Source organism: Paenibacillus sp. FSL H7-0350 (genome assembly GCF_038593195.1).
In the GTDB taxonomy this organism is placed as follows: Bacteria; Bacillota; Bacilli; order Paenibacillales; family Paenibacillaceae; genus Paenibacillus_AQ.
In genome coordinates, this window is the sequence record NZ_CP151972.1 from 2,344,936 (window position 1) to 2,357,886 (window position 12,951).

The 12,951-nt window shown below is 54.2% G+C and carries 6 protein-coding genes; all 6 read right to left on the reverse strand.

What is annotated here, in order from left to right:
* Nucleotides 1–235 precede the first annotated feature (235 nt).
* Nucleotides 236–4,567, reverse strand: a complete 4,332-nt coding sequence (locus NYE24_RS10790) for an endo-1,4-beta-xylanase (protein WP_342478650.1) — start codon at nucleotides 4,565–4,567, stop codon at nucleotides 236–238.
* Nucleotides 4,568–4,951: 384 nt separating this feature from the next.
* Nucleotides 4,952–7,324: a glycoside hydrolase family 95 protein gene (locus NYE24_RS10795; protein WP_076154297.1), complete on the reverse strand. Its 2,373-nt coding sequence runs from the start codon at nucleotides 7,322–7,324 to the stop codon at nucleotides 4,952–4,954.
* Nucleotides 7,325–7,418: 94 nt separating this feature from the next.
* Nucleotides 7,419–9,152 (reverse strand): hypothetical protein, encoded by a 1,734-nt coding sequence (locus tag NYE24_RS10800; protein WP_342478651.1) that lies wholly within the window; start codon nucleotides 9,150–9,152, stop codon nucleotides 7,419–7,421.
* A gap of 85 nt (nucleotides 9,153–9,237) precedes the next feature.
* Complete coding sequence (locus tag NYE24_RS10805) at nucleotides 9,238–10,110, reverse strand: carbohydrate ABC transporter permease (protein ID WP_036699393.1); 873 nt, start codon at nucleotides 10,108–10,110, stop codon at nucleotides 9,238–9,240.
* A 27-nt stretch (nucleotides 10,111–10,137) separates the two neighbouring features.
* Complete coding sequence (locus NYE24_RS10810; protein ID WP_051493947.1) at nucleotides 10,138–11,004, reverse strand: ABC transporter permease subunit; 867 nt, start codon at nucleotides 11,002–11,004, stop codon at nucleotides 10,138–10,140.
* 133 nt (nucleotides 11,005–11,137) lie between these two features.
* Nucleotides 11,138–12,730, reverse strand: a complete 1,593-nt coding sequence (locus tag NYE24_RS10815) for an extracellular solute-binding protein (protein ID WP_036699389.1) — start codon at nucleotides 12,728–12,730, stop codon at nucleotides 11,138–11,140.
* Nucleotides 12,731–12,951 lie beyond the last annotated feature (221 nt).

The window sequence follows — 12,951 nt, forward strand, 5'->3', positions numbered from 1 at the left end:
TAATATCCACCCGCTCCAAACTACTCTCCACTCATCAATGTCCAACCGCACCAAGCGGCTCACTCTCGCTATTGACATCCACTCGCCCCTAGCGACACTCTATATCCATCGATTGGCCTCCCGCATGATACGCTCCCTCCATCCCACCACAAAAAGCAGCGGCCCCCTTATCGGGAGAACCGCTGCTCGAATGAATGCTATAGACTTGCTGAGACTAATCTACTAATTCGCTAATCTACTGATTGAGACTGATTATCCGGTACACTACCACCGCAGCCTGCTCCTTGGTCATCTGGGCCTTAGGCATGAAGTAGCCGTTTTGTGCGCCTTGGATGACTCCGTCAGCCTGTAGCTTCTCAATAGCGATGGTTGCCTCCTGTGTCAACAGGTTCAGATCTTTGAATTCTGGAACCGCTGCTGGATCGGCCTTCAACTTGATCTGCTCTAGCTGGGCAAGTCTATACAGCATTACCGCCATTTCCTGACGGCTGAGTGTATCGCTCGGACTGTAGAGCCCGTCTGCTCTACCTTTTACAATACCTAAGGCTCCAGCAATGTTGATAGCCTCGGCATACGGGGAATCCTTACTGACATCCTTGAAGCCTGGAGCGGCTGCTCCAGCTTGAAGGTCAAAAGCATCGACCAGCAGCTGGGCAAATTCCGCCCGGTTCATCAATACCCCTGTCTCATAGGAAGCCTCTGCTCCCAGAGGAAGTATTCCGCTTGCAGCCAGAGCCTCAACGCTCTCGGCAGCCCATTTGCTGCTCTTATGATCCGGCAGCTTCACTGTGGCAACCGCATACTGTCCAAGCTCCTTGGTCTGGAAGGAGACATAGCCTGTAGCCGGATCATATTGACGATCCTTCACAACTGCAAGCTTACCATTCTCCAGCACTTGATAGACTGCAAGCTGGTGCGCCCGCTCGCCTGACTTAAGTTCATAAGGCAGCAGCAGGGTAAGCGCAGCAGCGTCCACTGCTGTGTTCTTGGCTCCACGGATCGCAAGCGAGAAGTCCAGTACAGCCGCTCCATCCAAGCGGGTCTTCACTGCTGCCGGCCATCCGTCCTGGCCCACACGCTTAACTTGAAGCTGAAGAACATCCCCAGCCTGCGTATCCTGCAATTTCAGCAGCTGTGTGTTCAGGCTCAGCACTGCCCCGAAGCCGCTCTCAATACGAATCTCCTTAATTTTCGGCTGTGCGGCCAGACCCTGAAGCGGAAGCCCCAGCTGCAGCACTTCGGTCCCGGAGGCAGGCTTGACAGCAATCTTCAGAATGCCGCTGTCCAGCGACTGAAGCACGGCCTGACTTACTACATCCGGCGTGAGATCAACATTCAGCACTCCAGCCTTATCCGGGGAAGTCTGAACGGTCAGCTTGCCATCTGCGAAGACCGCTGCCGGAGCCGGTGATTTCACAGGTGGTGACGAGCCTGGCGATGGATACGAAGAAGTCCCATCTGTAGGGGTTGGCGGTGCCGCCTCAGGTGCCACAAAGGTCAAAATCCCGAAGTTTGAGGTATCCCGCCACGTATCCTCTCCCCTGTCATTCCATTTACTCGTACTGCGGGTGCCGTCGCCCCGGTCATCATTGATCTGGAGATCAAGCCCGATGGAGCTTCCCGCCGCCCCCTTGATCGTGCCGAAATGTATCTTGGCTTCCACGCGGTACCCGGTGTCCGTATGGACTACCGCGCTGGTCAATCTGCTATCCGAGGCTCCTCCGCCAAAGGATGCCACATTATTAATGTTAATCCGGTATTGGCCGTCATCCCCCTCATAATACGGGGTTCTGCTGAAATTCTCATCGATGAAGATCTCCACGGAGTCCTGGTCCCATGGATTCGCAGCATCCGCCTTCAGCAAGGCGTCCTTCACATCAATGATCAGATAGAGGCTGTCCTCCATCCACATCGATCTGGCTTCTGCGGTGGTACTGTAAGGCGCGGCAGTCATTTTCACCTGAAAAGGCTTTGCCTTCTCCCACTGCGTATCCATCTGTCCGTCGATCTTCACCTGACCCATCAGCGATTCCGCCGAATTAGGCATGGCAGAGAGCCGGAGAACACCGTAATGACTGGTATCTGTGTCCTGGGACCGGCTTCTGTCATTCCAGTAGGCAGGAACAGAAGCCGGAACACCGGCGTCACTGACACGGATATCAAGACCCAGCTCCGCGCCTGCGGCACCCTTGACGGTTACGAGCGGAATTCTTGCTTCAATGATATAACCGCCCTCGCGTTCTGTGCTGGTGAAGCTGACTCCTTCGGTCCCGGAGCCCGAACGCGGCAAGCTGATCTTGCGGTCATCCGGCTGATACGCCGTAGTCTTCCCATTGTTCTCATCCAGGAAAAGCTCAACCTTGTCTTCCCCGTTCTGACTTGCATCGGTTACGTCTACCTTCACATACAGGTTATCGGTATCCCACAGCGTATGAACCTTGGCAGATACTGTGCTGCCCTGTTCAAGTGGAATCCCTGCTGTTTTGCTCCATAGGGCTTTCCCGGCTGCGCCTGCCTGAGGCGTACCCTCAAGCGCCACGGCTACATTGTGAATGGCCGGCAGCTTGGACGGGTCCACCGCCCCCCAGAAAGCAGGCTTCGCCTTCAGCTGCTCATCGAACAACATAGCATGGTTGTTGTAGCTTTTCTCATCCTGCACGCCCCAAATGGAGACTGAGGAGATCGTGTCCTTGTACTTCTTGTAGAGCTCGAACAGATCATTATAGCGTTTGCCCTGCTGCGCAGCAATATCCGCAGGCAGCGGAGCAGAAGGGCTGATGCCCGAATCTACGTCCAGCTCAGTGATTTGAATGTCCAACCCAAGCTGCGAGAATTGCTGAATCGTCTTTTCAATCTCCGAAATGGATGGGGAGAATAGTCCGTGATGAGACTGGAGGCCCACGCCGTCAATCAGATTCTTCGCCTTGAGCGTCTTCAGCAGCTTGTAGATATGCTCACGCTTTTCCGGTACCTCTGTGTAATAATCATTGTAATAGAGCTTCGCTTCCGGGTCCGCCGCACGGGCGAATTCAAAAGCCTTCTCGATATAGTCCGGACCAATCAGCTTATACCAAGGGGACAGTCTCATCCCGTCCGGGCCGCCGCCATTGTCGGCAATTGCTTCGTTCACTACATCCCAGGCATAGATTTTTCCCTTATAGCGGTGCATAACGGTCTCAATATAACTCTGTAGACGCGTAAGCAGCAGCTCTCTGCTTGCCGGCTGGCCGTCAGGACCCGTGAACATCCACTCGGCAGCATCCACATGCCACAACAGCGCGTGTCCGCGAAGTCCCATTCCGTTCGCCTGGGCGAAATTCACATATTTATCCGCCCCGTCGAACACATAAGTGCCCTCGGAAGGAGCAAGGAATTTGGGCTTCATTTCATAGGTGGCTGTGATGCTGTTGAAATGCTTCTTCAGCAGTTCCCCATAGACCCCTTCCATCTGCCAGGAGTACGCAGCGGCACCAATGGCGAAGTCGTTCGCATAGATGTCTTTTAGCGCAGGGATATCCTGTTCAATGCTCATCTCAGGTGCGGGTTCAACAACCACATCATCTACATAAAAAGATAACGTATCCACAGTCTCCTCTGTAACATAAGGAGTCTCCACGAACAGGTTCACCTCTGACGGCTGGTCGCTGTACTGGAAAGTCCCCTTCAGCAGATGCCATTGATCCCACTGATCAGCCTTAATGTCAACCTTATCAATTGCATTCCAGCTCTCGGAGCCGGCCTTCTTATACACCGTCATCTGCAGGCTTTTGTCGGCCTCCGGCTTCTCCTTCAGACGGACATACAGCGAGAACTGGTAGCTCTTGCCCGGCCGCAGATGCTCCTTCACACTCAGGCTTGGCCCATGGAAGCTGCGCTCTCTTCCTTCGACCAGCATACTGTTGGTCCCGGTATTGGCAGTATCCTGGCTCACGGACAGCGACTCCGGTCCAATCCGGTTCTTCCAGCCCTGAAGCGTTCCGTCTTCAAAATCCGTGCGCAGCCCTTCCTCCCCTTCCGGGACTTCAGCAGCTGCGGTGGTAATCTTGATATCATCCACGTAGAAGGATGTTCCTGCTGCGGCTTCTGCATAAATCTCCGTGAAGCCTACCTTATCGCCTGTAATAAAAGTACCTTCCAGATACGTCCATTCCCCCGGCCCCTTCGCTCCGCTAAGTTCCGCTACAAGCGTCCAGTCCTCTTTTTCGCCGATTTGGGTATGTACTGTGAATTTGACCGGCGCCGGAGATTTCACCCATGCTCCCACAGTGTAGGCTGTGTTCGGAGTCATATGATCCGTCAGAACCTGATTGGGCCCTTCCCAATCCTTGGTGCGCCCATCCACGTACAGACTGTATGTGCCTCCATGATAGACCTCCTTCGTTACTGTAAGCTGTTCGTCTCCCTTCTTGGTCCAGCCCTGTGCGGTGCCGTCCTCAAAGTCCGAAGCAAGAACAACTGCCGGATCTCCCTCAGCCGCAGCATAGACCGGTGTCCGCATCGGCAGCACCGAGGCTGCCAAGACGGCCAGCGCCAGCCCTAAGCTCATCATTCGTTTACGATTGAGCATCTGTACCCTCCTAAGAATCTTCTTTATAAAGCGCTTACAGATTGAATTATAGCTCTATGGAAATCGTTTACAAATAACAATTTGATAGTATTGATAACAAAATGATAAGCGGAGCGGGAAAAATTAGCCGCTACACCCGGCTCCCGCCCCCCCCTTGCGCAGCACATGTTGTGCTGTAGTAGGTTTTTCGATTACATTCGGTCCGCACGCCGCCACGCCCAATGGTTCGGTTTTTCGGTTACATGCGACCTCGCCTGGCCTGTGCCCCGGCGGAACCCGGCCGATTTCCTATTTCTACGCAAAAAAGCAGCACACTCCATCCCTCCGAGTGCGCTGCAAACTATACAGTCTCTGATCTACTCTTCTTTATTTACTCTACCCACTTCACTCCGCATACCTCACCATGATACGTTCCCCTGCCTGCATCTCAATACTCACCAGGCCGTCCGAATCCGGCTCCACCAACAGCCGGTCTTCTCCGCGCGTAATCTCTAGAGGCCGTTCTGCCAGAACCCGGCACTCTCCCCCAAGATGAGCGGTAACCTCCGCTTGCCCGAGAATGCCAGCACTCCAGGTCAGGTTCACTTCATAGCCGCCGCGGGCGCGCAGTCCCTTCACCCGTCCTTCGCTCCAGCTTGAAGGCAGGGCGGGCAGAAGCTCCAGAACTCCCTGGTGGGATTGCAGCAGCATCTCGGCAATTCCGGCTGTAGCCGCGAAGTTCCCGTCAATCTGGAACGGCGGATGAGCGTCGAACAGGTTCGGATAGACGCCGCCGCGTTCATTGTTAACGGCCTCCGGCTGAACCAGCGTCAGCAGGTTAGTGATCAGCTGCTTGGCGCGGTCGCCCTGTCTGAATCTGGCCCATAGTCCGATTTTCCAGCCCAGGCTCCAGCCGGTTCCGCCGTCTCCGCGAATCTCAAGCGAGGTTCTGGCAGCTTCATACAGCTCGGGAGCTAACTTCTCCGTTACCGATCTGCCGGGGTAGACCCCGACCAGATGGGAGACATGGCGATGATGTACATCCTCGTCCTCCATATCCGCCGACCACTCCTGAAGCCGCCCTCCGGCACCAATCTTGAGTGGCAGCAGCCGTGCGCGTGCCGCTTCCAGCTCAGCCGCGAATTCGCCGTCCAGCCCAAGCAATCCGGCAGCAAGGCTGCAGTTCGTGAACAGCTCCGCGATCAGCGACAGATCCATGGTTGCCGCTTCGCTGACGGCATACTTCTTGTCGCCGTCTACGATTTTATGCTCAGGAGAAGTGGATGGTGAGGTAATCAGGTACCCGTCCGGGTTCTCGATCAGCCAATCCAGGCAGAACAAGGCCGCTTCCTTCATTACCGGATATGCGGTCTCCCGCAGATAGGACAGATCGCCGCTGAAGGCATAATGCTCCCACAGATGCTGGGTAAGCCATACCCCGCCCATCGCCCAGGATGCCCAGACCGGATCTCCGTCGCCGTAGCCGCCAACGGGAGCCGACTGCGCCCAGAGATCGGCGTTATGATGGGCTACCCAGCCGCGTGCGCCATAGTTAATCCGGGCCGTCTCGCTGCCGTTGACCGCCAGCCTCCGGGTATAGTCAATCAGCGGCTGATGCAGCTCGGACAGATTACAGATCTCTGCCGGCCAGTAATTCATCTCCGCATTGATATTCAGCGTGTAATTGCTGCTCCAAGGTGCCCGGGTATCCTGATTCCAGATGCCCTGGAGATTCGCCGGCTGAGTGCCGGGGCGGGAGCTGGCAATCAGCAGATAACGGCCGTAATGGAACAGAAGCTCTACCAGCCCCGGATCATTGCTGCCGTAGGCCGCAATTCTCTGATCCGTTGGCATGCCCTCTGGAGCCAGGCTCTCTCCCAGATGCAGCTCTACCCGGTCAAACAGCTCCCGGTGGTCGTCAACATGACGGCTTAGTAGCCCAGCATAAGGCTCATTGATGATCTGCTGTACAGCCCCAGCTGTCTGCTGACTTACATCATAATCCGCCTTCACTGTGCCGGATTCCGCATCGAAGGAGGTTGCCGCACTGAAGTATAGAACCGCTTCCGTTGCGCCGGTAACCTGGATGCCATCAGCACTAGCTTCCAGACGGCCTCCAGTCTGGACCGCAGCCAGACGGCCGTGGAACTTCAGACTCCGCGGGGACTCTCCACCGTAACGGACCGGCTGATCGACTTCGAAATAATTCGGTGCCACATATTCAGGAGCATGTCCGCTAATTGTGTAGTGTTCTCCGTCTGCTTCCGAACGGTGACGGAGCGGACTGTCCAGCTTCGCCCGGAAGCTGAGCCGGTGCTCCTCGCTGGCCGTTAAGCGGACAATGATCGCCTGGTCCGGGTGAGAAGCGAAGACCTCCCGGGTATACCGGACACCGCCGATTACATAGGAGACGGTACCAACACCCGTGGACAAGTCCAGCTTCCGGCTATACTCTCCGTCTGTGGTCTGCCCGTGCTCCATCGTAAGCAGCAGATCCCCGAACGGCAGATAGGACTGGGCGTAGGGACCCATCATTTTTTTGCATAGTTCATCCGCTTCTTCATTCCTGCCTTCTGCAATCAGCGCCCTAACCTTAGGAAGAACCTCGAGAGCCCCCGGATTATTCCAGTCTGTCTTGTACCCGGACCACAGCGTGTCCTCATTCAGCGCCAGACGCTCCTTCTCAATGCCGCCAAAAATCATGGCTCCCAGCCGTCCATTCCCGACTGGAAGCGCCTCCACCCAAAAAGTGGCAGGGCTATTAAATGAAATATTCATTGCGCAGCTTACCTCCATACACCGTAATTTCTAATCTGGCTGAACCCTTCCATCCTGATAAATCCTGATAACACTCTCATTATATAGGCATCTGTCAGGAAAGACGAATCCGCAGAGTATACTCAAGCGGAGTGATGAGTGTTACGAGGACTTTCTGGCAGCCTTCGGGATAGCTCATCCCGCGGATATCGGCCAGATGATGCTCATGACAGCCCTGCTCAAGCTCCATCCAATCCTCCCCGGAGCTGTAGCGCAGCGTCCCGGCAGCCCAGAAGGAAGTCTCGCTCATACCCGGTACCGGCGTCAGCGCGGAGCCTTCGAGTCTGCCCTCGCTGCCGAAGAGCAGGACAATCTGAGTCAGCACATCTGCCGGGGACGGTGCTGAGAAGTGCAGATCCCAGCCTGCTTCCCACTCGCTTACCTTCACGCAGACACTGCTGGTCTGGTTATGGGTAAGCGGCCGCTCGCTATGCGGCAGCAGATACCACGGGCTGGTAGGCAAGCCGGTGCGCGGAGGCAGCTTTTCTGCGGGAATAGTGCCATAGTAGCCTTTATCGGCAGCTGACTCCAGCTGGAATCCGTCCGCTGTCTCCGTAAGTGAATCCATCGTAATCAGTCCCGGCTCGAAGCTTGAAGCCAGCTGGACCCCCAGCAGCCTTGCCCGGCCATGCCGCAGCGAGAACAGCGAGGAAGCCTCGGTCATCACGCTTACACTGGTCTCTCCGCTGCGCACCCGGGCAACCGGAGCGCCGAATTCCGTATGCTGCTTGCTGTGGCGGACAGGTCCGCCGTAGCCGTCCTGCCCGATCCGTCCGATCAGCTCCTGACGGTTGAACGCGCCATCTATTACCTCGCGGTAGCTGTCCGGCAGTTCTCCCGGCGCGACTGAAGCCGCCTGCATCTGCGGATAGAGCAGGAATCCCAGCATAATCTGATTGGGCAGCGAGCCCGGATGCATCACCGAGCGGCTTGCCAGCTCCGCAAGAGCTGCGAACTCCGGGTCGCGGTCCTGCTCTGCCATCAGCTGATAGCACAGATAATAGTCAGCCAGCGAGTAGACGCTGCCGAAATCCTGCCGCCCCGAATAATCGGTGACCACCTCACCGTCCGGGTGAACCAGATATTTCATCATCCGCAGATTCTGGCGGACCGGCTCCAGCAGCTCTGGGCGGTTCAGATCCTGCGCGGCGTAATAGAGCATAATGTCACTGACCGTGTTGTAGATTCCGTTACTCCGCTCCGTCCACTCGCCGTCCGGCGTAATGTCCATCCCCTCCTGCAGCCATTCTCCGGCTCTTGCCTGCAGCTCCTCCAGGGCAAAAATCCGGTACAAAGACCCCAGCGCAGCAGTCAGCACCCAGCGGTGATTCGGGGTATGCACACCCCCGGTCAGCATCGCCGGAATCGTCCGCTCCAAGAAGACTCTAATCTGATCCGTTACCGGCTTCAGCGGCGGCCAGCTCTGCCGCTCCAGCAGCGTGAGGATATTGGCTAATCCGACCACCACGAACGCTGTATCCGGCGGTGAATGATAATTCGTCCAGCCCGGCGAGATCGTACCGTCCTCATGCTGGAACCGCAGCATGAACGCCATCCCCTCATACAGCTGCTCCAGCAGCACCAGATCCCGGTAATACCGGGACTGCTCATTCACCAGAGCAGCCGCCCATGCCGCCAGATACTGGGCCGTGCCGGTGTGATTCGGCCAGGCTACGCCGCTCAGCGGATCACGCACACCCCCGAAGTACCGGCTCTCCCGGTCATTAATCTGCAGCTCCATGGATTCCTGTGTCCATTTATCATTAATGTCCGTTATCTTCTTGAACATCTGATTGACTCCCCTATCTGCCAGCCCTGTTAGGGCGTGAATTATACTGAACCTGCAACAGACAATACTATAATAGTCAATAGCCTCAGCCCTTCACGGCTCCAGTCATCACACCGGAGACGAAGTATCTTTGCAGCCATGGATAGACGAGTAGAATAGGCACTGTGGCGAACACTACAGTAGCCGCCTTCAGACTCTCCGGCACAACCGTGCTGATCGCATTCCCCTCCATTCTCATCATATCGGTTACCTGGCTGTTCTGGATCATATGATAGAGCTTAAGCTGGAGCGGATACAGCTCCGGCTTCGTGATATACATCAGCGTATCCTGGAATCCGTTCCATCTGCCGACGGCATAGAACAGGCTTAGAGTAGCAAGCACCGGCATGGATAACGGCAGAATGATACGGATTAGCGTCCCGAACTGGCTGCTGCCGTCGATCTCAGCGGACTCCTTGAGCGCGTCCGGAATCCCGGCCAGAAAAGAAATCAGGATAATCATATAGAAGGGGCTAATAAGTCCGGGCAGCACCAGCGCCCAGATCGTATTCAGCAAATGCAGCTCCCGTGTCAGAATATACTCTGGAATAATACCGCCGCTGAAGAACATGGTGACAACAATGATGAACATGAAGATTTTACGGCCCTTCAGATCCTTCTTCGACAGGGCATAGCCCGCCGCAACCGTCATCACCATGCACAGTGCTGTGAACAGCACCGTCAGGAATATCGTGAAGGCCAGCGAGCGGATCATCGCGGCATCACCGAACACTTTTTTATACGCCTCAATATTGAAGTCCATAGGGAACAAAGTAACTTTGCCCGAAGCAATCGGGACCGTTCCGCTGAAGGATACAGCGAGAATATGCACGAACGGAATCAGACATGCCAGCACCGATAAGGTCAAGCAGATCACAATCCATGTATCAAACGCCTTGTTAGCTGCTCTTTCATTCATAATGTACACTCCCGATCCAAAGGTTGATTATAGGATGCTCTCGTCTGTAAGCTTCTTGGAAATATAGTTCGCCACCAGCAGGAATAGAAGTCCGACCACCGCCTGGAACAATCCAACCACCGTAGCCAGCGTATACTGCCCCGATTCCAGACCGATCCGGTAGACAAAGGTACTCAGCACATCCGAGTATTCCATAACCGCAAGGTTACCGATTACGAACGGCCGCTCGAAGCCAATCGAGATCATGTTGCCCAGATTAATGATCAGCAGCGTAACAATCGTCGGCTTGATCCCTGGAATCGTAATATGCAGAATGCGCTTGATTCTTCCGGCCCCATCGACCTCCGCCGCTTCGAACAGCTCTTTATTGATGCCCGCGAGTGCCGCCAGATAGAGAATCGTCCCCCAGCCTGCGCTCTGCCAGACACCGGTCAGCAGGTAAGTGATCAGCCAATAATTTTTGTCAGAGAGAAAAGGAATGGCATCCAGCCCCAGGCTTGTTAACAGGTTGTTAATCATCCCGGACTGCTGGCCAAATAGCTGGTATACAATCCCGCCGATGATTACCCAGGAAATAAAATGCGGAATATACAGAATCGTCTGAGACAGCTTCTTGAACCAGACCACCTTCAGCTCAAACAGCATGATCGCAATAATTAGGGGGGCGGGAAAAGAAACGATCAAATCCAGAAAGTTCAGCATCAACGTGTTGCGTAAGGTTATATAAAAGTCCTGATTCGCAAATACCTCGCGGAATCCGTCAAGACCAATCCATTCACTGCCACCGATGCCTTTGAAAAAGTTGAAGTCCTTGAACGCAATCTGCACACCATACATTGGACCGTACTTGAAAATAATAAAGAACAGGATAGGTAAGACCAGCAATGCGTACATCTGCCAATTTCTGCGGAAATAACGGGTGTATCCCACAACGATTCCTCCTCCACTGTGTCCCTGAAGCTGTAAGGGGAAGCAGCCAAGACCGGCAGCCCTGCCGCTCCCCCTCCCTCACGGACCGCTAATTCAATTATTTCTGCTCGCTGTAGGCAGCCTTGCGTTCATCCAGAATGGCCTGTCCGCCGCTTGACATGTAGTCCTTCAGCATACTCTCATAGGTGACTTCGAATTCGCCAGGGGAGACCATTGTAGATTTCACCATCAACTGCTTGATTTTATCGCTAAGTGTCGTGCCGTATTTGCTCTCTGCCTCAATTGGACGGCTGGTGAACACCGGCTCAATCGGATTAGTGGTAGAAATTGTGAGTGATTTTGCGATGATGTCCTGATACTTGGTGCGGAAGCTCTTCACGAAGGCTTCATTATTCTTGTCCTGGCTCTCAAAAATCCGTCCGTTCGCGATAATCCCGATATCCCCGCCGCCTGACAGCTTGTTGGAGGATTCGACAGACATATCCGGAATGGAGACCGGCACACCGCCTTCCAGCGTGTAATGCTCGCCTTCAATCCCGTTCTGGATATATTGCAGATGACCATCTGCAGACATCCAGTCCAGATACTTAATAGCTTCCACCGCATGCTTGCTGGACTTCGGAATCATAATATACATCCCGTTCGGAGCAGATACCGGCTTGGCTGTCTTCCCCTCGCTGTTCGTGAACGGATCAATGGCGCTCAGTACAGCCTTCGGGTTATTCTTCGTCATCACATCATAAGCACCGTCAGGGTAGAAGATCGCATCGTTATCATCGCTGAATGCGCCCACAAGCCCGTTCCCGATATTCTGTGTAAGGGTTTCTTTATTCTCGTCCAGGGCGAAATCCTTGCTGATCAGCCCTTCGTTATACAGCTTGTTCATATATTGAATGGCATCCTTGAATCCAGGCAGCAGAATCGGGTAGTCCCGGGAGCTCAGGTTCTGTGTAAGCTCGTAGCGCTCCTGCTCAGTGACCGGCTTGATGAAGGACCAGACCAGCGAATCATACTGCGCCGCAGCAATCGTCATGCCCAGCGGAATCACCTTGCCGCCGGTTTCACCCGGATCTTTGGTCTTGAAGGCAGTTAGTGTATTGTACAGCTCCTCTGAGGTAGCCGGAACGGGAAGCCCCAGCTTATCCAGCCAGTCCTGACGAATGAAGGAAGCATATTTACCTACCGTTGAACGTTTGGCGGGAATGCTATACTGGACGCCATCGTATTGACCGTAGCGCAGAGTATCCTCGCCAAGGAACTTGGTCAGATTCTGTCCGTGTTCCTTCAGCAGCGGAGTCAGATCCGTCAGCCCGCCTTGCTCGGCATATTTGTTGAAGGTCCCGGAGTCATAGGTGAAGACGATATCAGGGACATCGGTTCCGCTGGCCATCAGGACATTAAGCTTGGTCACTTCCTCTGAGCGGGGGATAGGGACAAATTCCACATCGATATTGTTAGCCTTACCGAAATTCTCTTTAACATAATTAGTGAGGAAGTTATCGGATGCCGTAACACCGGCGGGCGCATTGCCACGGTCAAAAATTTCGATCTTCAAGCTGCCGGCTGCTGCTGCACCGTTGCCGCTTGCTTCACTGGAATCTTTAGACGAGCATGCAGACAATACCATAGATGACATAAGAACCGCCGAGAGACCGAGAGCCAACTTTCTTTTACCGTTAACATTTGTCATATTTCCTACCACCTATCCCTTTCGATTTCTGATTTCAATCAGCCTGTTGTCTCTGTATGATGCTTACGGCTTGACCATGTGATGAATTATTACATCGTTTGCGTAATTCGACAATATACATGTTTCTTATTGTATTTTCATGAAAAACCCAATGAAATTGCAGCATTTTTCATTTCGAATATACAATTATCGTAGAAATCCTTCACGAAAATTGTATTTTT

Excerpts from the sequence above, each read along its gene's own strand:
- NYE24_RS10790 (WP_342478650.1), bottom strand. The coding sequence starts at position 4,567 with ATGCTCAATCGTAAACGAATGATGAGCTTAGGGCTGGCGCTGGCCGTC.
- NYE24_RS10795 (WP_076154297.1), bottom strand. The coding sequence starts at position 7,324 with ATGAATATTTCATTTAATAGCCCTGCCACTTTTTGGGTGGAGGCGCTT.
- NYE24_RS10800 (WP_342478651.1), bottom strand. The coding sequence starts at position 9,152 with ATGTTCAAGAAGATAACGGACATTAATGATAAATGGACACAGGAATCC.
- NYE24_RS10805 (WP_036699393.1), bottom strand. The coding sequence starts at position 10,110 with ATGAATGAAAGAGCAGCTAACAAGGCGTTTGATACATGGATTGTGATC.
- NYE24_RS10810 (WP_051493947.1), bottom strand. The coding sequence starts at position 11,004 with ATGTACGCATTGCTGGTCTTACCTATCCTGTTCTTTATTATTTTCAAG.
- NYE24_RS10815 (WP_036699389.1), bottom strand. The coding sequence starts at position 12,730 with ATGACAAATGTTAACGGTAAAAGAAAGTTGGCTCTCGGTCTCTCGGCG.